The 23,028-nt window shown below is 68.0% G+C and carries 24 protein-coding genes; 12 read left to right on the plus strand and 12 right to left on the minus strand.

Annotation, left to right across the window (positions count from 1 at the left end):
- Window positions 1-58: 58 nt before the first annotated feature.
- Entirely contained in the window at window positions 59-1,387 is a 1,329-nt protein-coding gene (locus ACFQ9R_RS24365) for a cytochrome P450 (protein WP_378993569.1), read from the plus strand.
- 69 nt (window positions 1,388-1,456) lie between these two features.
- Here ACFQ9R_RS24365 and ACFQ9R_RS24370 read toward each other — a convergent pair whose 3' ends face one another.
- Together ACFQ9R_RS24370 and ACFQ9R_RS24375 are read right to left on the minus strand one after the other, a co-directional pair.
- The gene (locus tag ACFQ9R_RS24370) at window positions 1,457-2,155 is read right to left on the minus strand and encodes a response regulator (RefSeq protein WP_378993508.1); all 699 of its coding nucleotides are present in this window, start codon (window positions 2,153-2,155) and stop codon (window positions 1,457-1,459) included.
- Window positions 2,152-3,705, minus strand: a complete 1,554-nt coding sequence (locus ACFQ9R_RS24375) for an ATP-binding protein (RefSeq protein ID WP_378993509.1) — start codon at window positions 3,703-3,705, stop codon at window positions 2,152-2,154. The genes ACFQ9R_RS24370 and ACFQ9R_RS24375 overlap by 4 nt, the downstream gene beginning before the upstream one ends.
- Window positions 3,706-3,803: 98 nt before the next feature.
- Here ACFQ9R_RS24375 and ACFQ9R_RS24380 point away from each other — a divergent pair, with 98 nt between their 5' ends.
- On the plus strand, window positions 3,804-5,168 hold the full coding sequence (locus tag ACFQ9R_RS24380) for a cation:dicarboxylate symporter family transporter (protein WP_378993510.1): 1,365 nt from the start codon (window positions 3,804-3,806) through the stop codon (window positions 5,166-5,168).
- A gap of 72 nt (window positions 5,169-5,240) precedes the next feature.
- Here the strand turns inward: ACFQ9R_RS24380 and ACFQ9R_RS24385 are convergent, their stop codons facing one another.
- Complete coding sequence (locus ACFQ9R_RS24385; protein WP_378993511.1) at window positions 5,241-5,459, minus strand: DUF4287 domain-containing protein; 219 nt, start codon at window positions 5,457-5,459, stop codon at window positions 5,241-5,243.
- 73 nt (window positions 5,460-5,532) lie between these two features.
- Window positions 5,533-5,949, minus strand: coding sequence for a DUF4267 domain-containing protein (locus tag ACFQ9R_RS24390; RefSeq protein WP_378993512.1), 417 nt, complete (start codon window positions 5,947-5,949; stop codon window positions 5,533-5,535).
- A 109-nt stretch (window positions 5,950-6,058) separates the two neighbouring features.
- On the opposite strand from ACFQ9R_RS24390, the gene ACFQ9R_RS24395 reads away from it, so the two are divergent.
- Both ACFQ9R_RS24395 and ACFQ9R_RS24400 read left to right on the plus strand, forming a co-directional pair.
- Window positions 6,059-6,646 (plus strand): TetR/AcrR family transcriptional regulator, encoded by a 588-nt coding sequence (locus ACFQ9R_RS24395; protein ID WP_378632549.1) that lies wholly within the window; start codon window positions 6,059-6,061, stop codon window positions 6,644-6,646.
- A 123-nt stretch (window positions 6,647-6,769) separates the two neighbouring features.
- Complete coding sequence (locus tag ACFQ9R_RS24400) at window positions 6,770-8,239, plus strand: phytoene desaturase family protein (protein ID WP_378993513.1); 1,470 nt, start codon at window positions 6,770-6,772, stop codon at window positions 8,237-8,239.
- Here ACFQ9R_RS24400 and ACFQ9R_RS24405 read toward each other — a convergent pair.
- The 8 genes from ACFQ9R_RS24405 to ACFQ9R_RS24440 all read right to left on the minus strand — a co-directional run bounded on the left by ACFQ9R_RS24405 (window position 8,230) and on the right by ACFQ9R_RS24440 (window position 15,815).
- The gene (locus ACFQ9R_RS24405; RefSeq protein WP_378993514.1) at window positions 8,230-9,183 is read right to left on the minus strand and encodes a cation diffusion facilitator family transporter; all 954 of its coding nucleotides are present in this window, start codon (window positions 9,181-9,183) and stop codon (window positions 8,230-8,232) included. The genes ACFQ9R_RS24400 and ACFQ9R_RS24405 overlap by 10 nt on opposite strands.
- A gap of 169 nt (window positions 9,184-9,352) precedes the next feature.
- Entirely contained in the window at window positions 9,353-10,267 is a 915-nt protein-coding gene (locus tag ACFQ9R_RS24410) for a cation diffusion facilitator family transporter (RefSeq protein ID WP_378993515.1), read from the minus strand.
- A 105-nt stretch (window positions 10,268-10,372) separates the two neighbouring features.
- Window positions 10,373-11,590: a mannose-6-phosphate isomerase, class I gene (gene manA / locus ACFQ9R_RS24415; protein ID WP_378993516.1), complete on the minus strand. Its 1,218-nt coding sequence runs from the start codon at window positions 11,588-11,590 to the stop codon at window positions 10,373-10,375.
- Window positions 11,590-12,810: a tobH protein gene (locus ACFQ9R_RS24420; protein WP_378993517.1), complete on the minus strand. Its 1,221-nt coding sequence runs from the start codon at window positions 12,808-12,810 to the stop codon at window positions 11,590-11,592. Before ACFQ9R_RS24420 ends, manA begins: the two co-directional genes overlap by 1 nt.
- A 136-nt stretch (window positions 12,811-12,946) precedes the next feature.
- On the minus strand, window positions 12,947-14,326 hold the full coding sequence (locus ACFQ9R_RS24425) for a phosphomannomutase/phosphoglucomutase (RefSeq protein ID WP_378993518.1): 1,380 nt from the start codon (window positions 14,324-14,326) through the stop codon (window positions 12,947-12,949).
- A 52-nt stretch (window positions 14,327-14,378) separates the two neighbouring features.
- Entirely contained in the window at window positions 14,379-14,756 is a 378-nt protein-coding gene (locus ACFQ9R_RS24430; protein ID WP_378652435.1) for a DUF3499 domain-containing protein, read from the minus strand.
- A 218-nt stretch (window positions 14,757-14,974) separates the two neighbouring features.
- Window positions 14,975-15,457 carry a metallopeptidase family protein gene (locus ACFQ9R_RS24435; RefSeq protein ID WP_194826429.1) on the minus strand — a complete coding sequence of 161 codons (483 nt, stop codon included), beginning with the start codon at window positions 15,455-15,457 and terminating at the stop codon, window positions 14,975-14,977.
- A gap of 124 nt (window positions 15,458-15,581) precedes the next feature.
- On the minus strand, window positions 15,582-15,815 hold the full coding sequence (locus ACFQ9R_RS24440; RefSeq protein ID WP_133733920.1) for a WhiB family transcriptional regulator: 234 nt from the start codon (window positions 15,813-15,815) through the stop codon (window positions 15,582-15,584).
- A 563-nt stretch (window positions 15,816-16,378) separates the two neighbouring features.
- On the opposite strand from ACFQ9R_RS24440, the gene cofD reads away from it, so the two are divergent.
- From cofD to ACFQ9R_RS24480, 8 genes are all read left to right on the plus strand, one after another.
- Window positions 16,379-17,365, plus strand: coding sequence for a 2-phospho-L-lactate transferase (gene cofD / locus ACFQ9R_RS24445; RefSeq protein ID WP_378993519.1), 987 nt, complete (start codon window positions 16,379-16,381; stop codon window positions 17,363-17,365).
- Window positions 17,362-18,732: a coenzyme F420-0:L-glutamate ligase gene (locus ACFQ9R_RS24450; RefSeq protein WP_378993520.1), complete on the plus strand. Its 1,371-nt coding sequence runs from the start codon at window positions 17,362-17,364 to the stop codon at window positions 18,730-18,732. The genes cofD and ACFQ9R_RS24450 overlap by 4 nt, the downstream gene beginning before the upstream one ends.
- Window positions 18,729-19,262, plus strand: a complete 534-nt coding sequence (locus ACFQ9R_RS24455; RefSeq protein ID WP_378993521.1) for an NUDIX hydrolase — start codon at window positions 18,729-18,731, stop codon at window positions 19,260-19,262. Before ACFQ9R_RS24450 ends, ACFQ9R_RS24455 begins: the two co-directional genes overlap by 4 nt.
- 197 nt (window positions 19,263-19,459) lie before the next feature.
- A complete protein-coding gene (locus ACFQ9R_RS24460; protein WP_378993522.1) occupies window positions 19,460-20,698 on the plus strand; it encodes an alkane 1-monooxygenase in 1,239 nt (412 codons plus the stop codon).
- Window positions 20,695-20,868 (plus strand): rubredoxin, encoded by a 174-nt coding sequence (locus ACFQ9R_RS24465; protein WP_082844102.1) that lies wholly within the window; start codon window positions 20,695-20,697, stop codon window positions 20,866-20,868. Before ACFQ9R_RS24460 ends, ACFQ9R_RS24465 begins: the two co-directional genes overlap by 4 nt.
- Window positions 20,865-21,047 carry a rubredoxin gene (locus ACFQ9R_RS24470; RefSeq protein ID WP_378632574.1) on the plus strand — a complete coding sequence of 61 codons (183 nt, stop codon included), beginning with the start codon at window positions 20,865-20,867 and terminating at the stop codon, window positions 21,045-21,047. The genes ACFQ9R_RS24465 and ACFQ9R_RS24470 overlap by 4 nt, the downstream gene beginning before the upstream one ends.
- On the plus strand, window positions 21,044-21,703 hold the full coding sequence (locus tag ACFQ9R_RS24475) for a TetR family transcriptional regulator (RefSeq protein WP_378993523.1): 660 nt from the start codon (window positions 21,044-21,046) through the stop codon (window positions 21,701-21,703). Before ACFQ9R_RS24470 ends, ACFQ9R_RS24475 begins: the two co-directional genes overlap by 4 nt.
- A gap of 194 nt (window positions 21,704-21,897) precedes the next feature.
- Window positions 21,898-22,992 carry an alkane 1-monooxygenase gene (locus ACFQ9R_RS24480; RefSeq protein WP_378993570.1) on the plus strand — a complete coding sequence of 365 codons (1,095 nt, stop codon included), beginning with the start codon at window positions 21,898-21,900 and terminating at the stop codon, window positions 22,990-22,992.
- The last annotated feature ends 36 nt before the right edge of the window (window positions 22,993-23,028 follow it).

Consider the following 23,028-nt stretch of genomic DNA (forward strand, 5'->3'; position numbering starts at 1 on the left):
GTGTCACACCCCGTCCGTACTGTGGAAGCAAGACTTCGGCAGAGTGGCAGGGGTGGCGATGATTGCGAAATACTGGGTTCGATGGTCGGCCGAACACGGGGCGCCGCGCGCGATTCTTCGCTGGCAGGCGCGTCGCGGCGATCCGTTCTCGACGTTGCTCAGCGGTCAGCGGGGCCTGCACGATCCGTATCCGCTGATCGATGAACTGCGTGGTCGCGGCGGATTGATCAAGACGTCGGTGTCCTATGCCACGTTCGATCACGCGCAGGTCCGAGCGATTCTGCGTGCCCCTGAATTCGGTGTGCGCCCTGCCCTCAACGCGGATCTGCCCGCCGCGTGGCGCAAGCTCGCCGGGGTGGTCACGGTGCCGCCCAACCCGGTCGAGCCGCCGTCGATGCTGGTCCTCGACCCGCCGGAGCACACCCGGATGCGCAAGCCGGTGGCGTCGGCGTTCACCCCGCGCGCTATCGCTCGGCTGCGCGAGCGCGTGGAGGTGGTCACCGCCGAACTGCTCGAGGCGATGCCCGCGAACGGCTCGGTCGACCTGATCACCGATTTCGCGGCCAGGGTGCCGATCGCGATCATCGCCGACATGCTCGGCTTCCCGCCCGCGGACCGCGAGATGTTTCTGCGCTGGGGCGACAAAGTGACCCCGTTGCTCGATCTCGGCACCTCATGGCGAACCTATCGAGCCGCGATGACCGCGATCGAGACCATGGACGACTACCTGGCCGACCACATCGCCACGTTGCGTCGCGCACCGGGCGAGGACATCCTGTCCACCCTGGTCCGCTCGGGTGATCTGAGTCTGCGGGAACTGCAGGCGGGCGCGAGTCTGCTGATGGGCGCCGGTTTCGAGACGACGGTCAACCTGATCGGCAACGCGGTCGCCGCGCTGTCGGCCCATCCCGATCAGCTCGCCCTCGCCCAGGACGATCCCGAACGCTGGCCCGACGTGGTGGAGGAAACGCTGCGGTTCGATCCTCCCGTCCAGACCACCGCGCGCCAGACGCTCGAGGATGTCGAGATCGATGGTGTGCGAGTGCGGGCGAACAGTACGGTGATCCTGTCGCTGGCCGGGGCCAACCGCGACCCGGCGGTCTTCCCCGACCCGCACCGCTTCGACATCGACCGCCGTAATGCCAAGGAGCACTTGGCGTTCAGTAGCGGTGTGCACTCCTGCCTGGGTGCGAGCCTGGCCAGGATGGAAGCGGTTCACGCCCTGCGCGCGCTCTACACCCGCTACCCGAATCTGCGCTTGCGCGGCGAGCCGGTCCGTCGAAACCTGTTCACGCTGCACGGTTTCGAGCACATGCCGGTCGACCTGGGTCCGGTCGCGCGCATCTCGGCCCCCGATGACCTGGCGGGGGCGTCCCGTCCGGCTTGAGTCCGGTGCTCACCGACCGTCGGCCGGACTTTCGCGCGTGCCCGCACCGGGCGGAGCCCGGGTACGCGGCTATGAGCTCGTACGCCAGCGGTAGCGGGTCTTCGGCCGGCCGGCCCGGCCGTAGTCGGCGCGACGCTCGGCCAATCCGTCGTCGGCGAGCTTCTCGAGATACCGCCATGCCGTGATCCGCGAAACACCAACGGCCGCCGCGGCATCGGTGGCCGTGATGCCGGATTCGGCCGCGCGTACCGCGCGCGACACCTCTTCGAGGGTGTGCTGGACAACGCCTTTCGGCGCACCGGCCTTCTGGTCGGCGGTGCGCAGCGCACCGAGCGCGCGGTCGATGTCGTACTGCGACAGGGCCGCCTCACCCGCGGGCAGCGCGGTGTCGAAACCGCGGTAGCGTTCCAGCTTTTCCCGGAACGCGGCGAAGGTGAACGGCTTGAGCAGGTACAGCACCACGCCGTGCGCCACCGCGCTGCGCACCATGTTCAGCTCGCGCGCCGAGGTGATCGCGATGACATCGGGGCGCGGCTGGAGTCCGTTGAGCGCGGCGGCCACATCGAGGCCGCTGATGTCGGGTAGGCCGATGTCCATCAGCACCAGATGGAACGGATTGCCGTCGGCGATCGCCTCGGCCGCCACCCGCAGCGCGTCGCGTCCGGTGTGGACGACCCCACCGGTGACGAAACCGTCGAGCCGTTCGAGATAGGCCCGATGTGCCTGGGCGATCAACGGCTCGTCCTCGACGATCAGGACGCGGATCATGGTGTCTCCCTCAGCGGAATGCGAACGATGACCGCGCTGTGTGGTGCGGCCGTGGTGGTGATGGTGCCGCGATGTCGATCGACGAGGCGGTGCACCAGCGCGAGGCCGAGGCCCGCGTGGTCGGATTTCGTGGTGTAGCCGCGTTCGGCGGCCCGCGAGAACATCTGGGCCGACATGCCGGGTCCGCTGTCGGACACCTGGACCCACAGCGCGCCGTCACGATGGCACACCGACACCTCGACGCGCTTGTCGACGGTGCCCGCCGCCGCGTCGATCGCGTTGTCGATCAGGTTGCCCGCCAGGGTGACGGTCTCGTGCGCGGACAGTGGATCGGTGGAGTCCAGCGCGGTGTCCTCGCTGATCGCCAGGCTCACGCCACGTTCGGCGGCCTGGTCGACCTTGCCGAGCAGCAGCGCGGCCAGCGCCGCGTCGCCGACGGCGGCCAGCAGCCGGTCGATCAGCACCTGCGAGAGCTGGAGTTCCGCGGTCGCGAAGGCCACCGCTTCCTCGGGGCGGCCCAGCTCGACCATCGTCACCACGGTGTGCAGCCGGTTGGCCGCCTCGTGCGCCTGCGCGCGCAGCGATTCGGCGAAGCCGCGCACCGAGTCGAGTTCGCCGAGCACCGTGCGCAGCTCGGTCTGATCGCGGATGGTGAGCACGGTGCCGATATCGCGGCCCTCCCAGCTCACCAGGTCCTGGTTCACCAGCAGGATGCGGTCGGTGGTCACGTGCGTCTCGTCGCGCACCACGCCCCCGCTCATCTGCTGCAGCGAGACCGGCAGGTCGCTGCGCAGGACCGGACCGTCGGGCAGGTCGAGCAGCGTGCGCGCCTGATCGTTGACCACCTCCGCGGCCTCGGATTGGTCACCGAACACCACCAGTCCCTCGTGGACGGAGTGCAGTACCGCGTCGTGGTGCTCGTAGAGCGCGCGTAGTTCGTCGGGGGCCAGACCGTGGGTCTGGCGGCGCAGCCTGCGGCTGATCAGGAACGACGACAGCGCGGCCAGCGCGAGACCCATCGCGGCGACGCCGAGGATCAGTGGCAGCTGGGAGGCGACCTGGGTGCTGATCTTGGCTCGGGTGACACCGGCCGAGACCAGCGCGACCACCCGGCCGTTGTCGTAGACCGGGGTGACCGCGCGGATCGAGGGGCCGAGGGTGCCGGTGAAGGTCTCGGTGAGGGTCTGGCCCGCCAGGGCGCCGTCGATGCTGCCGACGAACGGCTTGCCGATCAGATCGGGGTTGGTGTGGGTGTAGCGGGTGCGGTCGGGGGCCATCACGACGATGAAGTCCATGCCGGTGGCCGCCCTGATGCGCTCGGTGGTCGGTTGCAGCAGTCCGCTCGGGTAGGGCGAGTTCACCGCGGCCAAGGTCGACGGCGACCGCGCCACCGTGACCGAGACATCTCTGACCTGCATCTCCGCGGCCAGGTCATGGTCGCGCCGGGCATCGAGCACGGCCAGGATCGTGCCGATGGCGATCAGCAGCGCCAGCACCACCAGCTGCCATACGAAGGCCTGTCCCGCGAGCGACAGTCGTCCTCGTCGCACCTCTTGCCTCCGACCTGGATTTCTCGAACGTTATGCGCAGATATGAAACTTATGGACCAAAGTGACGGCCGTCACAATAGTTGCTCATGCTCGTCGGCATGAGTGATACCACCGCAGCGCGGAAACGCGACCATACCCACTGGCTGTACATCGCGGTGATCATCGCCGTCGTGGCCGGCGTCGTTGTCGGCCGGGTGGCCCCGGAATTCGGTCAGTCACTCGCGCCGCTGGGCACCGTGTTCGTGAACCTGATCAAGATGATGATCGCACCTGTCATCTTCTGCACGATCGTCCTGGGCATCGGTTCGGTGCGCGCGGCGGCCACCGTCGGCAAGGTGGGTGGGCTGGCCATCGGCTATTTCCTCGCGATGTCGACGGTCGCGCTCGGCATCGGGCTCGTGGTCGGCAACCTCATCGACCCGGGCGAGGGCCTGAACGTCGGCGCCACCGGAGCGGGCGCGAAATACGCCGATCAGGCGCACAGCGCGGGCGGTACCTGGGACTTCATCCAGAACATCGTGCCGACCACGCTCGTGTCCTCGCTCACCGCGGGCAGCGTGCTGCAGGCGCTGTTCGTCGCGCTGCTGGTCGGGTTCGCCGTGCAGGCGATGGGCGCGGCGGGCGCGCCGATCCTGCGCGCGGTCTCGCTGGGCCAGAAGCTGGTGTTCCGGATCCTGTCGATGATCCTATGGCTGGCGCCGATCGGCGCGTTCGGCGCGATCGCGAACGTGGTCGGCCGCACCGGCTGGTCGGCGGTGGTGCAGCTGGCGACGCTGATGATCGCGTTCTATCTGACGTGCCTGGTGTTCGTGTTCGGTGTGCTCGGCGTGATCCTGCGGATGGTCTCGGGCGTCTCGATCCTGAAGCTGTGCCGCTACCTGTCGCGTGAGTACCTGCTGATCGTGGCGACCTCGTCGTCGGAGTCGGCGCTGCCGCGCCTGATCGCGAAGATGGAACACGCGGGGGTGGAGCGCACCACCGTGGGTGTTGTCGTTCCGACCGGGTATTCGTTCAACCTCGACGGCACAGCCATCTACCTGACGATGGCCTCGATCTTCATCGCCGATGCCATGGGCAAGCCGCTCGAGCTCAGTGAGCAGTTCGGCCTGCTGCTGTTCATGATCATCGCGTCCAAGGGCGCCGCGGGCGTCACCGGCGCCGGCCTGGCCACCCTCGCCGGTGGCCTGCAGAGCCATCGCCCCGACTTGCTCGACGGCGTCGGCCTGATCGTCGGCATCGACCGCTTCATGTCGGAAGCCCGTGCGCTGACCAACTTCTCGGGCAATGCGGTGGCCACCCTGCTCATCGGCACCTGGACCAAGACCGTCGACGCCGACCGGACCCGGCGTGTGCTCGATCGTGAGCTGCCGTTCGACGAGGAGACGATGGTCGACGACCACGTCGACGACCATCGCGTCGACATCACGAAACCTGTTCCGGCCCAGGTGGTCGACGCGCAGTGAGACAGCCGAAAGGCCCCGCGACGAGATCGCGGGGCCTTTCGGCTGTATCGGATCGTTCAGTTCCCGCACCGGCTAGATTCGGGACCACTTGCCGGGGTTGAGGTGGAACTGCACCAGGGCGGTGGCATGACCGTGGCCGAGGCCGTGCTCGGACTTCAGCCAGGTGACCAGGGCGGTGTGCCCGGTCGGCTCGGCCGCGTCGAGCAGGGCGAACCACTCGTCGACGGTGCGCCCGTACTTGGTCTCGATGGTGGGAAAGTAGGACGCGGGGCCGTGCGGCGCGTTCGCCATGGTGGTTCCTCCTCGACAGGTGATCGTTATCGGTGGAGACGGTGCGGCGGTGCGGAATTCATCGCTGCCGGGGTCATGCCGCGACGAGTGCGTGATCGGTGGTGGTCGAGCGGCGTTCGCGGATCAGCAGCACGCCGGCGAGCGCGACGAGTACGGCGGTGAAGCCGTGGACGCCGAACGCGGTGGCGGTGGAGCCGTGCCAGCTCAGGACGGTGGCCATGTCCCCGAACGGGGTGAGCGAGGTGGCCAGCATGGCGACGCCGAGCGCGAAGCGCTGTTTGGTGGCCAGCAAGCCGAGGATCACCAGGCCGCTCACCACGTCGCGGACGCCCTTGAGGTTCAGGAAGGCCACCGCGTCGCCCTTGGGTACGGCGGGGAGGCCGAAGCCTGCGGCCGTCATCTCCGGGGCGATGAGGTAGTTGATGCCGACATAGATGATGAACAGGCCGCCGAGCAGGGAGAGGGCGGTGGCGATGCGCGAGGTGGTCATGAGGTGCTCCTGAATCTTGTTGCTTGCTCTGAAATCTAGCGGCGCTAGGTGTTGAGAGGACAATAACCTGATCCTCGCTATCTTGTCTAGCGTTGCTAGAATATCGAGCATGAGCACTCAGCAGCGCAAGGAACGCGAACGCGCCGAACGGCATCAGCGAATCATCGACACCGCGCGCGAGATGGCCGAAGCGGAAGGCTGGGACGCGGTCACCATCCGCAAACTGGCCGACCGCATCGAATACAGCCAGCCCGTGCTCTACAGCCATTTCGCGAACAAGGCGGCCATCGTCGGCGCCGTCGCCCTGCAGGGCTGCGTCGAGCTCGCCGAGCAACTGAAGCAGGCCCGCGAGGCGGCGACCACCCATTCCGAGGTGATCGCCAACGTCGCGCGCGCCTACCTCGACTTCGCCACCGCCAACCCGGCCCGCTACGACGCCATCTTCCAGCAGAAGACCGACCTCAACTTCGGCCTCGACGCCCCGCAGCCCCTGCGCGACGCCTTCGCGGGCCTGGAAGCGATGTTCTCCCCGTATGCGGAGGGCGACGATCTCGGTGCCCGCACCGAAGTGGCCTGGGCCTCACTGCACGGCCTGGCCACCCTCGACCGAGGTGGACGGCTACGCCCCGAACTGCGGGAACGACGCCTCACCCTGCTGGTCGACGGGACCAGCGAGGCGACAGCCGATCCGGCCTGAGCGAGGCGACGGCGCGTCGAACCGGCTGGGTGACCCAGCGCACCTGGACGGGCTCGTCGCTCCGCGTAGGTTGGAGGCAACGACGCAGGTCGGCAGAGCGGGGCGAGGGCGAAGGGACGGCGGATGGCGGAAGTCGTAGTAGTGGGGTCGGGGCCGAACGGTCTTGCCGCGGCCGTGATCGCCGCTCGCGCCGGGTTGTCGGTGCGAGTCCTCGAAGCGCAGGAGCAGGCGGGCGGCGGTTCGCGCACGGCCGAGCTGACCCTGCCCGGATTCCATCACGACATCTGTGCGGGCGCGCATCCGATGGCATTGGCATCACCGTTCTTTCGTGCTTTCGACCTCGAGGCGCACGGCGTCGACCTGCTCACCCCGACTGTCTCCTACGCGCACCCCCTCGACGGCGGGATCGCCGGATTGGCGTGGCGCAACATCGAATCCACCGTCGCCGACCTCGGCCGTGACGGTCGGCCATGGCGCGACCTGTTCGCGCCGCTGGTCGAGCACTGGCCCGATGTCGTCGACCTGGCCATGTCGGATCTGCGGCACCCGCCCCTGCACGTCGGCACCGGCATCAAGTTCGCGACCCGTCTGCTCGAACAGGCGTCCCCGCTGTCGGACAGCCGTTTCAGCGGTGACGTCGCGCCCGCGATGTTCAGCGGGGTGGCCGCCCACGCCATCACCTCACCGCGCGCCTTTCCCGCCGTGGGCGCGGCCCTGCTGCTCGGCACTCTCGCGCACGCGGGTGGCTGGGTGATCCCGCGCGGTGGCAGTCAAGCCATCCCGAACGCGATGATCGCCGAGATCGAACGTCTCGGTGGCGAGGTGCGCACCGGGCACCGGGTCGACGATTTCGCCGAACTTGCCACCGCGCGCACGGTGCTGTTCGATACCTCGCCCGCCGAACTCCTTCGCGTCGCCGGTGACCGTCTGCCCTCGCGATACCGCAACAGCCTCGGGCGTTTCCAGTACGGCAATGCCGCGTGCAAGGTCGACTTCGCCCTGTCGGGACCGGTGCCGTGGGCCGCCCCCGGCGCCGACCTGGCGGGCACCCTGCACCTGGTCGGCACCAGGGCGCAGGCGATGCACGCCGAACACCAGGTCGCCACCGGCACTTTCGCCGATCAGCCCTTCGTACTGGCCATTCAGCCCGGCGTGGTCGACCCCACCCGGGCGCCGGAGGGGCAGCACACCCTCTATACCTACGCCCACGTCCCCAACGGCACCGATCGCGATATCAGCGATCAGGTGATCGACCAGGTCGAACGTTTCGCACCCGGTTTCCGCGACCTGATCCTGGCGAAACACGTGACACCGGCGGCCTTCATGCCCGCGCACAACGCCAACTACATCGGCGGCGACATCTCGGCAGGCGCGATGACCACGCGTCAGACCCTGTTCCGGCCGCTCGCTCGCTGGAATCCTTACTCCACCCCGATTCCGGGCACCTACCTGTGCTCGTCATCGACTCCACCGGGTCCCGGTGTCCATGGGATGCCGGGCCTGCACGCGGCGCATCACATGCTGCGCAACCGATTCGGCATCGTCACCGACCCGCTCGACCTGTTGCGCGGCGAGGCGCCCGCCTACCGGTAGGGCTTCATCGGTGCGTCGTGGATCTTGTCGGGCTCGAACACATCGGGCTCGAGGTAGATCGTGCACGTATTCGGCACTGCGGCGTGAATGCGGTCGTCCGCGGCATCGATCACCTCGGCGACCTGGGTGATGTCGAGGCCCGCGTGCAGCGCGATCTTGGCGTTGATCAGCAGATCCTGGGGCCCGAGGTACTGCGTCTGCATCCGGATCACGCGCTCGATCCGCGGATCGGCCAGCAGCGCCGACCGAATCGCGGTGTCGTCCTTGGCCGTCGCGCCCTCACCGATCAGCAGACTCTTGGTCTCCACGATCAGGATCACCGCGTTCACGCCGAGCAGGATGCCGATGAACAGCGTGCCGACACCGTCCCACACCGGGTTGCCGGTGAGCACCGACAGACTCACCCCGGTCAGGGCGAACAGCAGGCCGATGATCGCGCCCGCGTCCTCGAGCAGCACCACGGGCAGTTCGGGATTGCGGGTGTGGCGGATGAAATACCACCACGAATTCTTGCCCTTCAGCGGCGCCGACTGCTTGCGCGCGGTACGGAAACTGGCGCTCTCCAGCACCAGCGACACCCCGAGGATCCCGATCGCCACCCAGGCCGACACGATCTGCTCCGGGAACCGGATCTTGTGGATCGCCTCGTTGATCGCGAACAGCGACCCCATCACGAACAGGACGAGCGCGACGACGAACGAATAGAAATACCGATTGCGCGAATACCCGAAGGGGTGCAGCGTATCCGCGGGCTGGTCGGCCCGATTGCGGCCGACCAGCAGCAGCGCCTCGTTCCCGGTATCGGCCACCGAGTGCACCGCCTCGGCCAGCATCGCCGACGAGCCGGTGATGAACGCGCCGATGAACTTCGCGACCATGATCCCCGCGTTCGCCCCGAGTGCGGCGAGGATCGCGATCTTGCTGTCTCCACCTTGCTCGGCCATATCGGAACGCTACCGCCGACACCGAGCCACGCACCGACCCCGGCACCGTGTCGTCGGCCCGGCGTTCTCGGCGCGCCTCCGCCTCTGGACTGAGCGGAGGGTGCGACGAAGGAGTGCCCGGAGGGAGGGAAGAGGCGGAGTCAAGCGCCGAGAACCGCGGCTCCAGCCGCTATTTAACCCTGTACAGGTCGGGTTCCAGGTAGATGAGGCGGGCGGTGGGGACTGCTGCGCGCACGCGCGTCTCGGCGGCGTCGATCGCTTCGGCGACATCGGCGATGTCCAGGTTCGGGGCGAGGGCGACCTTCGCGGCGACCAGCATCTCGTCCGGGCCGAGGTACTCGGTCTTGAGGTGGATCAGCGAGGTGATCCTGGTGCCGTCGACCAGGTTCTCGCGGATCGCCCGACCCTGTTCGGGGGTGGCGCCCTCACCGATGAGCAGGCTCTTCATCTCCACGATCAGCACGATCGCGATGATGCCGAGCAGGACACCGATCGACAGGGTGCCGATGCCGTCGAAGATCGGGTCGTCGGTGGCCATGGTGAGCCCGACGCCACCGAGGGCGAGCACCAGACCGATCAGCGCGCCGGTGTCCTCGAGCAGCACCACCGGCAGCTCGGGGCTGCGTGAGTTGCGGATGAACCGCCACCAGCTCGCGTTGCCCTTGAGCGGCTTGGATTCGCGCACCGCGGTGAGGAAGCTGAAGGTCTCGAGGCCGATCGCGATCACCAGGATGACGATCGCGACGATCGGCTGACTCAGCTCCTCGGGGTGCTGGATCTTGTGGATGCCTTCGTAGATCGCGTACACCGAGCCGAGGGTGAACAGCACCAGCGCCACGACGAACGAGTAGAAGTAGCGATTGCGGCCGTACCCGAACTGGTGCAGCTCGTCGGCATCCTTGGCGGCGGCACGCTGGCCGAACAGCAGCAGGCCCTGATTCGCGGTGTCGGCGACCGAGTGCACGCCCTCCGCCATCATCGAGGCCGAACCCGTGATGAACGCGCCGACGAACTTCGCCACCGCGATCCCCGCGTTGGCCGTCAACGCCGCGACGATCGCCTTCTTGCCACCACCAGCCGACATGCCGGCCCGCCCTTCTGTTCACTGAACACGACTCGCCACAGCCTAATCGGACACAGCGGCGAACCGGTCATCAGTCCCGTGCGGCACGGCCGCGGCGAAGGCGGTTCAGTTGTCGCCGACGCAGGCGCTGAACAGCTGGGCGGGGCCGCGCAGCGCGCGCGCCTTGATGTCGGTGTCGGTAGCGGAGATCCAGGCCGCGCTGCCACGTTCGACGATGAGCGTGTGCCCGTTCTCGGAGAGTTCGAGCGTGCCCGCCGTGCACAGCACGATGCCGGGGCCCGCGTCGGCGAGCACGACCGGCTCGTCGTCGGCGCTGAGGTCGAAACGGCACAGGGCGAATTCCGGTGCGGGCGTGCGGTATCGGATACCGCCGTCGCTACTGGGTTCGGGTTCGATCACCGGCAGGTCGATCGGCTCGAAGTCCAGCACCCGCAGCAGTTCTGGCACGTCGACGTGCTTGGGGGTGAGCCCACCACGCAACACGTTGTCGGAATTGGCCATGATCTCCACGCCGACCCCGCGCAGGTACGCGTGCAGATTGCCGGCCGCGAGGAACAGCGCCTGGCCGGGTTCCAGGGTCAGCCGGTTGAGCAGCAGCGCGGCGAGGACACCCGCGTCGCCGGGGTAGACCTCGGCCAGTTCGAGCGCGGTGCGCACCTCGGCGGTGAACTCGCGCGCGCCCTTGGCCGACAGGTAGTTCACACAGCCCTCGAGCACCGTGGGCAGCAGCTTCGACAGCACGGCGGGCGGCAGCGTGATCCAGGTGGTGAACAGGGTGCGCAGACCGGCCGAATCGGGCTGGGCGGCAAGCAGTTCGGCGTAGATGTTGAGGCCGGGAACATCCAGCGCGCGCAACAGGTCGACGGTGCGGTGCGGATCGCGGAACCCGGCCAGCGCTTCGAAACGTTCGAGTGCGACAACGAGTTCGGGCTTGTGGCTGTCGTCGCGGTAGTTGCGCAGCGGCGAATCCAGTGCCACGCCGGTGCGGTTCTCGCGTTCGAAACCGGTACGCGCCTGCGCCGAACTCGGGTGCGCCTGGAGCGAGAGCGGTTCCTCGGCGGCGAGGATCTTCAGCAGGAACGGCAGCCGGGCGCCGAAAGTGTCGGCCGCTGCTCCCAATTCACCCGCCGGGTCGGCCATGAGGACCTCGAGCAGTGAACGTGTGCCCGAGCCGGTCTGCACGTGCGCGGGATCGGCGGGGTGCGCGCCGAACCACAGTTCGGCTTCGGGATGGGCCGATGGCACCGGCCGTCCGCACAGCTGAGCGAGCGCGGTGCGCGACCCCCATGCGTAAGAACGCAGCGCACCAACGAGTTCCTGCACTAGTAGCGTCCCCCGTCGTATCGATCCGGTTCGGGCGCGGCGGCACCGCGCGCACCGGTGAGTCGAAGATAGGCCGCGGCCATGTCGAGCCGCAGCGCGAGCACAGCCAGTTGCTCGAGTTCACTGCCGTGTCCGCCCCCTGCGGCGGAATCGGCAGCGGTGCGTTCGATCGCGGGTGCGGCGCCGGGGTCGGCGAGCTGGGATTGCAGCACGTCGACATCGGCATGGACGAGATCGGCGTCGACCAGGCCCGCGCCCGCGCCTTCGAAGACCGCGAGCTTGCGCCGGGCGGCGGCCTGATCGGGATGCACGCTCAAGGCCAGCACCCGGACCCGGTCGACCGGTGCGGGACCGTCGAGTTCCTCGTCATGGAACAGCGGATCGAAGCCGGGCGCGGTGCCGCCGGTGGCAGCGGCCAGGCGCCCGACCGCGGCGACGGCGTCGGCGAGATCGGCGGCCGAAGCCAACCGGCCCGCGGATTGCAGCAGCACTTCGGCGCCGTGACCGGCCAGCTCCACCGCGGCGGGCGAGTCGCCCGCGAGGACGACACCCACCCCGTGCATCCGCGCGGCGAGGGTCTTGGCCGGGTTGTGGAAGACCTCGTTGGTCGGGCCGTCGCGCAGCGCTTCGGCGTCGAGCATGTCGGCCAGCGCGGTGAGATCGGGCGTGGCCGGGCCGCTGCGCTGGGCGTCGACCCCACGCAGGACGGCGATGCCGACGGCGAGGAAACGCAGCAGCCGATTCTGGTCGAGAACGGGCACCCGCGGTTCGAGCACGATCGCGCGACCGGCGGCGACCGCGCGCAACGGACCCTCGTTGGGCGCGGCGATCACCACCTCGGCACTGCGGCGCAGCGCACGGTCGACGGCATCGATCAGCCGCGGGTCACCCGCGTCGTCGCCGGCCACCAGGACCACGTCCAGCGGACCGACCCACGGCGGCAGCGCAGTGACGGGCACGATCGGCAGCCCGGCCCGATCGCCGAGCGTGGCGACGAGCAGTCCGGCCGCGCGCGCGGCGCGACCCGATCCCGCGACCAGCACCAGGCTGCGCGGGCGCAGGTCGGAGAGCCGTTCGATGAGCGAGGTTTCGGCGACCGCCGCCGCGGTGGCCCGCACCTGGGCGCCGCCCGAGGCCGCCGAGCGCAGGGCGCCGCCGGTGTCGGCCGCCGCCAGTGACTCGGCATCGTCGAGGTCGAATACCGGTGTTCCAGCGATCATCGCCGAATCCACCTCCCCTCATCGCGCTGTGTCGTCTGTGACTCCACTATTCCAGCCGGGCACCGGCAATGCTCGTGATCTGCCGTCGCCGAATACCGGGCATGTGATTCCACGGGTACTGGTTTCATCTTCCCAGTCAGGCGCGGACGATGCTCAGGATCTCGGTCACGAGTGCGTTTACATCGTCGCGCGATCCGGCCTCGACATTGAGTCGAAGCAGCGGTTCGGTATTCGATGCGCGCAGGTTGAACCAGGCGTGGTTGCCCAGGTCGACCGTGACGCCGTCCATCCGGTCCACCGACTCGGTGCGGTCGGCGAACGCGGCGAGCACGGCGGCGGTGCGGTCGGCGGCGTCGGCGACGGTCGAGTTGATCTCGCCCGAGGCGGCGTACACGTCGTAGGCGGCCATCAGGTCCGAGACCGTCCGCTCGCCCTCACCGAGCGCGGCCAGCACGTGGAGCGCGGCCAGCATGCCCGAGTCGGCGCCCCAGAATTCGCGGAAGTAGTAGTGCGCGGAGTGCTCGCCACCGAACACCGCGCCGGTCGAGGCCATCTCCTGCTTGATGAACGAGTGGCCCACCCGCGTGCGCACCGGCTTGCCGCCCAGCTCCTCGACCAGCTCGGGCACCGCGCGCGAGGTGATCAGGTTGTGGATCACGGTCGCGCCCGGCTCCTTGGCCAGCTCACGCTGCGCCACGATCGCCGTGATCGCCGACGGCGACACGGGCTCGCCGCGCTCGTCGACGACGAAGCAACGATCGGCGTCGCCGTCGAAGGCCAGGCCGATGTCGGCGCCGCTGGAGCGCACCAGTGCCTGCAGGTCGACGAGGTTCTTCGGGTCGAGAGGGTTGGCCTCGTGGTTGGGGAACGAGCCGTCGAGTTCGAAGTACAGCGGCACGATCGTGATCGGGCCCAGGGTGCCGAGGACGGCGGGCACGGTGTGGCCGCCCATACCGTTGCCGGCGTCGACCGCGATGGTGAGCGGGCGGATCTCGTCGAGGTTCACCAGTTCGCGCAGGTAGTCCGCGTAGTCGGCGAGCAGATCGGTGCTGGTGGCGGTGCCGGGCGCGCCGTCGTAGGCGGGCACACCCTCGATCACCTCGGCCGCGATGGTCGCCAGCCCGGTGTCCTGCCCGACCGGCAGCGCGTTCGCGCGGCACAGCTTGATGCCGTTGTACTCGGCCGGGTTGTGACTGGCGGTGAACATGGCGCCGGGACAACCGAGCTTGCCCGAGGCGAAGTAGAGCTGGTCGGTGGAGGCCAGACCGATGTGCACCACATCGAGGCCCTGGGCCCGCACGCCCTGTGCGAACGCCTCGGACAGCGCGGGGGAGGACTCGCGCATGTCGTGGCCGATCACGACCCGGGTGGCGCCTTCTTCGCGCATCAGACGCGCGAAGGAAGCGCCGACATCGCCGACGAACGCCTCGTCGATCTGTTCGCCCACCACCCCGCGGACGTCATAAGCCTTGATCACGGCATTCACGAGTTCGCCAGAGCGCGCGAGGGTCGTCATGGGGCTAACCCTAGCGGGCTGCGCCGACTCTTCGGGATCCTGGCCGGACTAGCTACGGATCCGGCAGAACCCGTAGGTGGCCGCGGCGGCCCGTGCGCGCGGTGCGGGGGGCCGCGGCGGCGTTGTCGCGGTAGCCCGGCTGGTCGGCTTCGGCGGCGGGGCGGCGACGCAGGCCCGCTTCGCGGACGGCTTCGGCCAGCGCGGTGAGGTCGTCGTCGTCCGGGGTGCTCGAGGAGAAGCCGCCTTCGTGGCGGACCAGTTCCCAGCCCTTGGGCGCGGTGATGCGGCAGGCGTGCGTTTCGCAGAGATCCCAGGAATGCGGTTCGGCGACGGTGGCCAAGGGTCCGACGACAGCGGTCGAGTCGGAGTACACATAAGTCAGCGTCGCTACAGCCGGGTTCTTGCAGCCGGGTCGGCAGCAACGACGCATAGGGATCACGACGTCGAGATTAGCCCTCCGCGGCCCGAAAGTGGATACGGACACGCCCTAATGGGCGAAGGCGGAGGTACGCATGATCGGCACGGCCGCGCAGCGTTCGTCGGTCTCGAGCGCACGGCCGGAGCGAAGGCGGAGGTACGCATGATCGGCACGGCCGCGCAGCGTTCGTCGGTCTCGAGCGCACGGCCGGAGCGAAGGCGGAGGTACGCCTATTCGGGCTCGGGATCGATCAGATCGGGGTCTACACCGAGGTAGGTCGCGATCTGCTGGACGAGGACCTCGCGCAGCAACTCGACCAGATCGTCGGGATCGGCGGCCCGTAATTCCAGCGGCTTGCGGAACAACACCACTCTGGCCCGAGTGGCCGCACCGTGCCGGTCGACGCCCGCGGGGATCAGCCGCGACAGCGGCACCGGTCCGTCGGCGACCACCTCGTCCGGCCAGGTGACCGAATCAGGATGCAGTGGACGGATTTTCGGCACATCGTCGACGGCGATATCGAGCTTGGTGAGGCGATCGTGCCAGCGGGTGTCGAGTGGGGCGAACGCCTCGAGCACGAGCCGATCGAATTTCTGGCCCCTGGTGCGCCACGCGGGCACTGTCGGCGGAAGCATGGGGCCTCGGACTCCGCGGCCGCGGCGGGTCACCGAACGAGCGGTGGGTGCCGGAGAATGACGCCGGGAACGTGCCATGGGTCTTTCACCTCTCTCGCCTGCACCGTGAAGATCAACAAGGGCGTTCGCCCGGAGACACCGACGTACTGCGCCTGCGTGGCTCCGGGCCAGGCCTGGAGAGAGTCTACTTTCGAACAGTCACTTAACCGATTCCGCGCTTCAGCCTGCGACGCTCTCGTTCCGAGAGACCGCCCCAGATGCCGAAGCGTTCATCATGTGCCAGTGCGTATTCCAGGCACTGGTCACGTACTTCACAGCCCAAGCAGATTCGCTTGGCCTCACGCGTCGAGCCGCCCTTCTCGGGGAAGAACGCCTCGGGGTCGGTCTGAGCGCAGAGGGCACGTTCCTGCCACTGCTCTTCGATCGACTCGAACATTTCGTCGAAGCCCGTAACGACCAGACTCAGCCGGGGAGCCGCGACTTCGCTTACCACGTCCGGTTCCTGCCAGCTCATGTCAGCGCAGACAGCGTGAGCTGCGCCTGCTGTGGAATCGGTCGGCGAGACCAGATCTTCGGTCATCGTTCCGCCTCCTCACTATGTGTTAGCGCAGAATGATTCTTTCCGTCGGTCCGAATGAGATCTCCGACGGCCCAACACCGCGACGTAGTCTCGCGGGCTTCCCCGAGCCTGCCTTCCGGCGAGTGGGAACCTTCTCGCAAACGTCCCCTGCGCTGTGTCCTCGCGCCGTGGCCGTTTCCGGCGACGTGGAACCCTCTCGCAAACGCCCCCGCGCTATGCCCTCTCGCGGTGACCGGAATGACATGTCTGTGATTAGACACGCCGCACTTGCCGGTGGTCAACCCGCCGTCACCCTTCCGTTACACTCCGCACCCGCCTTTCGTGTTGATCTTGTTATGTGCCGTGGCAAATGACCAGCAACTTCGCTGTAATTCGGCGCGGAAGCGACGGGCAACCGTCACTCACTAGGCTGTGACCCTGTGACTGCACAACACGCGGTGCGCGAGCCCAAGATCGCCGTTCTCGTCGGCGGTGTCGGCGGTGCCCGGTTCCTCCAAGGCGTCCGGCAGCTGCTGCCCGAAGCCGACATCTCGGCCATCGTCAACGTCGGCGACGACGTCTGGATGCATGGCCTTCGCATCTGTCCCGACCTCGACACCTGCATGTACACCCTCGGCGGTGGCATCGACACCGAGCGTGGCTGGGGCCACGCCGACGAAACCTGGCACGCGAAAGAGGAGCTGGCGAAATACAACGCCCAGCCCGATTGGTTCGGCCTGGGCGATCGCGATATCGCCACCCACCTCATTCGCACCGAAATGCTGCGCGCCGGATATCCGCTGTCCGCGGTCACCGAAGCGCTGTGCAATCGCTGGCAGCCGGGGGTGAAGCTGATTCCGGCTACCGACGATCGCTGCGAAACCCACGTGGTGGTCAGCGATCCCGACAATGCTGGCGAACGTCGCGCGATCCACTTTCAGGAATGGTGGGTGCGGTACCGCGCGGCGCTCCCGACTCACGGATTTGCCTCGATCGGCGCCGAGCAAGCCTCGCCGGCGCCGAATGTGACCGAAATCATAGGCTCCGCTGACGCCGTGTTACTGGCCCCGTCCAACCCTGTCGTGAGCATCGGCGCGATCCTCGCCGTGCCCGGAATCAGAGGCGCGCTACGCACCAGCGAAGCCAAGGTGATCGGGCTCTCGCCGGTGATCGACGGAAAGCCGTTGCGGGGCATGGCCGATGAGTGTCTGACCGCGATCGGCGTGGAGTCCACCGCGGAGGCGATCGGCCGCCACTACGGCGCCCGCTCGGCCACCGGCATCCTCGACGGGTGGCTGGTGCACTCCACCGACTCCGCCGATGTTCCCGGCGTGGAGGTGCGCAGCGTTCCGCTGCTGATGACCGACCCCGAGGCCACCGCTGAAATGGCGCGCGCCGCATTGGAATTGGCGGGAGTGAAGGTATGAGTTCGCAGACGAACGGCACCGGCGGCGCGTTGCCCGACCACGCCGCCGACGAGTTGCGGATCCTCCCGGTGACCGGGTTGCCGGAGTTCCGGCCCGGCTACGACATCGCCGAACATCTTGCGGCACAGGCGCCCTGGCTCGCCGACGGCGACATCATCGTGGTCACCAGCAAGATCGTGTCGAAGGTCGAGGGGCGCATCGTCGTCGCGCCGGTCGACCCCGAGGAGCGCGACACCGCTCGTCGCAAGCTGGTCGAGGACGAAGCCGTGCGGGTGCTCGCGCGCAAGGGCCGCACCCTCATCACCGAGAACCGGCTCGGCATCGTGCAGGCGGCCTCCGGGGTGGACGGCTCCAACGTGGCCGAGGGCGAATTGGTGCTGCTGCCTGTCGATCCCGACGGCAGCGCGAAGTCGCTGCGCACCGCGCTCGCCCAGCGGCTCGGCGTCGACGTGGCCGTGGTCATCACCGACACCATGGGCCGGGCCTGGCGCAACGGGCAGATCGACGCGGCCATCGGGTCGGCCGGGCTGCGGGTGCTCCATGATTACGCCGGCTCGGTGGACGGGCAGGGCAACGAACTGCACGTCACGCAGGTGGCCGTCGCCGATGAGCTCGCCGCCGCCGCCGATCTGGTCAAGGGCAAGCTCGGCGGAGTCCCGGTGGCGGTGGTGCGCGGGCTGCGGACCGACGACGACGGGTCGACCGCGGCGGCACTGCTGCGCGGTGGCATCGACGACCTGTTCTGGCTCGGCACCGCCGAAGCGCTCGAGCAGGGCCGCAAAGAGGCTGTGCCGCTGCGTCGTTCGGTGCGCGCGTTCACCACCGAGGCGGTGGACCCGGAACGGATCCGCGCCGCCGTGGCGGTCGGCCTCACCGCGCCCGCGCCGCACCACACCCGCCCGGTGCGCTTCGTCTGGCTGCGCAAGGCGACGCTGCGGACCCAGCTGCTCGATGCCATGACCGAGAAGTGGAGCGAGGACCTCACCGCCGACGGGCTCGACCCCGAACGCGTGCGGCGTCGGATCGCGCGTGGCCGAATCCTTTTCGACGCGCCGGAAGTGATCATCCCGTTCTGCGTGCCCGATGGCGCCCACGACTATCCCGACGCTCGTCGTCAGGCGGCCGAGCAGACGATGTTCACGGTGGCCGTCGGCGCGGCGGTGCAGGGGCTGCTGGTGGCGCTGGCCGCCGACGGCCTCGGCAGCTGCTGGATCGGCTCGACCATCTTCGCGCCCGAGATCGTTCGCGAGGTCCTCGGGCTCGACGAGGACTGGATGCCGCTGGGCGCCATCGCGATCGGTCATCCCCTGGAGGAGCCGGTGGTGCGCACCGTCGGCTCGCCAGGAGCGGGCCTGGTGGAACTGTGAGCGCGGAGTCGCTGCACGCGTCGGCGACCGAGTTGCTCACGCACTGGGAACCGGAGGCCCGCGCGGATCACTCACTGCGCGAAGCGATTCTGGCCTTCCTCGGCTCGGCTCCCCGCGGGTGTCTGCGCGAACACGCGCCCGGCCACATCACCGCGTCGGCGATCGTGTTGTCGCACGACCGTCGCGACATCCTGCTCACCCTGCACCCGCGCGTCGGTCGCTGGATCCAGCTGGGTGGTCATTGCGAACCCGATGACAAGACCGTGCAGGACGCGGCGCTGCGGGAGGCGGTGGAGGAATCCGGCATCCCCGACCTGATTCTCACGCCGGGTCTCTACGGCGCGCAGGCGCACCCGATCACCTGCTCGCTCGGCGTGCCGACGCGGCATCTGGACCTGCTCTTCGAGATCGTGGCGCCCCCCGGTGCGGTGCCGGTCCGCAGTGCCGAATCGACCGATCTGCGGTGGTGGCCGGTCGACGGGCTACCACCGGGCGCGGACGTGCTACTTCCGGTCAGAGGCCGAATGTAAAGGCCCCTGAAAAGGTCACTGACCTGTAACGACGGCGACCGTGTCCAGTTCGGGCACGGTCGCCGTCCGCGTTATCGAGTCGTCACTGCTTTACAAATTGGCCAATTTGTCTAGACAGCGGACGCATCCGGACATATCGTCTGTGACAGAGAGTTACGCACATCACACGTGTGAGATGTGCCTCGGGACTGGAGACGATGATGTCGACTGATGCCAACGCGTCCGAGCAGCGGGTCGCACCGCCGCAGTGGCGAGATTCCAAGCGATATTTGTGGCTGTGGGGGCTGTTCGCCCCGACCGGCCTGTTCACGATCGCGATCCCCCTGATCTGGGGCCTCAACCAGCTCGGCTGGCATCGCATCGCCGAGATCCCGTTCTGGCTCGGGCCGGTGCTGGTCTACCTCGTGATCCCGCTGGCGGACCTGTTCTTCGGTCCCGACGGCAACAACCCGCCCGACGAGGTGATGGAGTACCTGGAGAACGACAAGTACTACCGCTACCTCACCTACCTGTACCTGCCGTTCCAGTACGCCTCGCTCATCTTCGCCTGCTACATCATCACCGCGCCGAACCTGCACTGGCTGGGCTTCCCCGGCGGCGCCAATGTGGTCGACAAGATCGGTATCGCGATCAGCGTGGGCATGATCGGCGGCATCGGCATCAACACCGCGCACGAACTCGGTCACAAGAAGGTCGAACTGGAACGCTGGCTCGCGCGCATCGCGCTGGCCCAGTCGTTCTACGGGCACTTCTACATCGAGCACAACCGTGGTCACCACGTGCGGGTCGCCACGCCGGAGGACCCCGCGAGTTCGCGCATCGGTGAGTCCTTCTGGGCATTCTGGCCGCGCACGGTCTGGGGCAGCCTGCGCTCGGCCTGGCATCTCGAGAAGCAACGTCTGGGTCGGCTCGACAAGAGTCCCTGGACGCTGGGCAACGACGTGCTCAACGCCTGGGCGATGTCGGTGGTGTTGTGGCTCGGATTGATCGCCGTATTCGGCATCGAGGTGCTGCCGTATCTGATCCTGCAGGCCGTGATCGGGTTCAGCCTGCTCGAGTCGGTGAACTACCTCGAGCACTACGGCCTGGTCCGGCAGAAGACGGCCGGCGGACGCTACGAACGACCCGCGCCCGCGCACAGCTGGAACAGCGACCATATCGTCACCAACATCTTCCTCTACCACCTGCAGCGCCACAGCGACCATCACGCGTATCCGACCCGGCGCTACCAGACGCTGCGCAGCTGGGACGGTGCGCCGAACCTGCCCAGTGGCTACGCCAGCATGATCCTGCTCGGCTACTTCCCGCCGATCTGGCGCAAGGTGATGGACAAGCGCGTGCTCGCGCACTACGGCGGGGACGTCACCCTCGCCAATATCGAACCCAAGCGCCGGGAGCAGGTGCTGGAAAAGTACGGAACCGAGGTCGGGTCGTGAGCGCCTACAAATGTCCGGTGTGTGATTTCGTCTTCGATGAAGCCAAAGGCGCGCCACGCGAAGGATTTCCGCCTGGCACACTGTGGACGGCCGTTCCCGACGACTGGTGCTGTCCGGACTGTGGGGTGCGGGAAAAGATCGACTTCGAGGCGGTAGGAGTTTCGCAGTGACCGACTACAAGCTGTACCAGTGCGCACAGTGCGGTTTCGAGTACGACGAGGCCCAGGGCTGGCCCGACGACGGCATCGCCCCCGGCACTCTCTGGGAAGACATCGCCGACGACTGGACCTGCCCGGATTGCGGTGCCCGCAAGTCCGACTTCTTCATGGTCGAGATCGAACGTTCGTGAGCGTCGCGGGTACCCCGCGCACCGGTTCGCGCATCCCGTACCAGGAGGCCGCGCGCGAACTGCTGCGCAACTCGGTCCTGGACGGGATGCGCGAACTGCTCACCGAGCGTGACTGGTCCAAGGTCACGCTCGGTGACGTCGCGGCCAGGGCCGGGGTGAGCAGGCAGACGCTCTACAACGAGTTCGGTTCGCGCGCGGGGCTCTCGCAGGCCTACGCGCTGCGCCTGGCCGACGACCTCGTCGACCATGTGCGCGAGGCGCTCGATGCCAATGTGGGCGATGCCCGCGCCTCGATCCGGGTCGGGATGACCGGCTTCTTCCTCTCCGCCGCGGGCGACCCACTGGTCCGTTCGCTGCTGAGCGGGGAGATGAAGCCGGACCTGTTGCGGTTGATCACGCTGGACGCGGCCCCGCTGCTCGAGCACGCCACCACGCGTCTGACTCAGGTTTTCGTGCACAGCTGGGTGAACGCGACCGATGCCGAGGCCGACGTGCTCGCGCACGCGCTGGTGCGGATCGCGCTGAGCTACATTCCGAATCCGCCCGTGCCCGAACGCGACGCCCCGGCCGAGATGAGCGCACTGCTCAGCCCGTACGTCGAGGCAATTGTGCAGGTACGGGGCATCCGTGTCCCATCCGGTGAAGTGGATCACTGAGAGAAGTCACAAGCTCTGATTCGCCCCTGTGTAACCATCACCACGTTTGAGGATCTGCCGCTGTGTAACGCGCCTACGGTCTGTCAGTATTCACATCGGTCGGCGATTGGTCTTTTTGTAGCGGAGCGGGTGTGCAAACGGTTGGCAAACCGGGGGGTCTTCGTGATCCCAAACGGTATCTCTGGGCTTTAGGGCTGATCGCCCCGGCGAGCGCGCTGTTGCCCTCCCAGCTGGTGTTCCATACCAAGGCTGAAGTGTTCTGGTGGATCGGGCCTGTCATCGTCCTGATCGCCATTCCCGTGCTGGACTGGATCGTCGGCGAAGACGGCAACAATCCCCGCGACGAGGACTACGCGGCGCTCTCCGCCGACCGGTACTACCGGTGGTGCACCTACCTGTTCCTGCCGATCCAGTTGATCAGCCTCGGTGTGGCCTGCTTCATGTGGACGAGCCCCGAGCTGGCCCTGGTCGACAAGCTCGGATTGGCCGCCACGGTCGGCTTCGTCAGCGGCATCGGCATCAACGCCGCCCACGAATTGGGCCACCGGGTGGAGAGTGCCGAAAAATTGCTGTCGAAGATCGCGCTGGCCCAGTCGGGCTACGGGCACTTCTTCGTCGAGCACAATCGCGGACACCACGCCCGCGTGGCAACCCCTGAGGATCCGGCCAGCGCCCGGCTGGGCGAATCGCTGTGGGAGTTCCTGCCGCGCAGCGTGATCGGCGGGTTCCGGTCGGCCGTGCACCTCGAGCGCGCCCGCCTGCTCCGGCAGGGTCGCGGCTGGTGGAGCGCCGACAACAACATTCTGCAGGCCTGGGCGATGACGGCGGTGCTGTTCGGTTCGCTGACGCTCGTGTTCGGCCCGTCCATCCTCCCGTGGCTGGCCGTCCAGGCCGCGATCGGCATCGCGCTGCTCGAGACCGTCAACTACGTCGAGCACTACGGGCTGCTGCGCGCGCGCAAGCCCAACGGCCGCTACGAACGGTGCTCCCCGCGCGACAGCTGGAACTCCGATCGCCTGGTCACCAACATCTTCCTGTTCCATCTGCAGCGCCACAGCGACCACCACGCCAACCCGGGCCGCCGCTACCAGACCCTGCGCAGCAGCGAAGAAGCTCCGCAGCTGCCCGCCGGGTACGCCACCATGATCGTGCTCGCGGCCGTTCCGCCGCTGTGGCGTGCGGTGATGGACCCCAAGGTCGCGGCGCACTACGGCGGCGACCTGAGCCTGGCCAATGTCTCGCCCGCGAAGCCGCGACGGTTGCTGGCCCGATACCGCGCGGCGGCCTGAGACTCCACCTCGGCGGAGGAGGGGAACTCGCGCGGC

It is taken from the genome of Nocardia sp. NPDC056541 (assembly GCF_042794235.1).
Lineage (GTDB): Bacteria > Actinomycetota > Actinomycetes > Mycobacteriales > Mycobacteriaceae > Nocardia.

What these genes read in the sequence shown, in the direction of transcription:
- ACFQ9R_RS24390 (WP_378993512.1), bottom strand. Translation starts at nt 5,949, where the DNA reads ATGACCACCTCGCGCATCGCCACCGCCCTCTCCCTGCTCGGCGGCCTG.
- ACFQ9R_RS24395 (WP_378632549.1), top strand. Translation starts at nt 6,059, where the DNA reads ATGAGCACTCAGCAGCGCAAGGAACGCGAACGCGCCGAACGGCATCAG.
- ACFQ9R_RS24460 (WP_378993522.1), top strand. Translation starts at nt 19,460, where the DNA reads ATGATGTCGACTGATGCCAACGCGTCCGAGCAGCGGGTCGCACCGCCG.
- ACFQ9R_RS24420 (WP_378993517.1), bottom strand. Translation starts at nt 12,810, where the DNA reads ATGATCGCTGGAACACCGGTATTCGACCTCGACGATGCCGAGTCACTG.
- ACFQ9R_RS24435 (WP_194826429.1), bottom strand. Translation starts at nt 15,457, where the DNA reads ATGGCACGTTCCCGGCGTCATTCTCCGGCACCCACCGCTCGTTCGGTG.
- ACFQ9R_RS24380 (WP_378993510.1), top strand. Translation starts at nt 3,804, where the DNA reads ATGAGTGATACCACCGCAGCGCGGAAACGCGACCATACCCACTGGCTG.
- ACFQ9R_RS24365 (WP_378993569.1), top strand. Translation starts at nt 59, where the DNA reads ATGATTGCGAAATACTGGGTTCGATGGTCGGCCGAACACGGGGCGCCG.
- ACFQ9R_RS24450 (WP_378993520.1), top strand. Translation starts at nt 17,362, where the DNA reads ATGAGTTCGCAGACGAACGGCACCGGCGGCGCGTTGCCCGACCACGCC.
- ACFQ9R_RS24405 (WP_378993514.1), bottom strand. Translation starts at nt 9,183, where the DNA reads ATGGCCGAGCAAGGTGGAGACAGCAAGATCGCGATCCTCGCCGCACTC.
- ACFQ9R_RS24425 (WP_378993518.1), bottom strand. Translation starts at nt 14,326, where the DNA reads ATGACGACCCTCGCGCGCTCTGGCGAACTCGTGAATGCCGTGATCAAG.
- ACFQ9R_RS24430 (WP_378652435.1), bottom strand. Translation starts at nt 14,756, where the DNA reads ATGCGTCGTTGCTGCCGACCCGGCTGCAAGAACCCGGCTGTAGCGACG.
- ACFQ9R_RS24370 (WP_378993508.1), bottom strand. Translation starts at nt 2,155, where the DNA reads ATGATCCGCGTCCTGATCGTCGAGGACGAGCCGTTGATCGCCCAGGCA.
- ACFQ9R_RS24440 (WP_133733920.1), bottom strand. Translation starts at nt 15,815, where the DNA reads ATGTTCGAGTCGATCGAAGAGCAGTGGCAGGAACGTGCCCTCTGCGCT.
- ACFQ9R_RS24400 (WP_378993513.1), top strand. Translation starts at nt 6,770, where the DNA reads ATGGCGGAAGTCGTAGTAGTGGGGTCGGGGCCGAACGGTCTTGCCGCG.
- ACFQ9R_RS24385 (WP_378993511.1), bottom strand. Translation starts at nt 5,459, where the DNA reads ATGGCGAACGCGCCGCACGGCCCCGCGTCCTACTTTCCCACCATCGAG.
- ACFQ9R_RS24410 (WP_378993515.1), bottom strand. Translation starts at nt 10,267, where the DNA reads ATGTCGGCTGGTGGTGGCAAGAAGGCGATCGTCGCGGCGTTGACGGCC.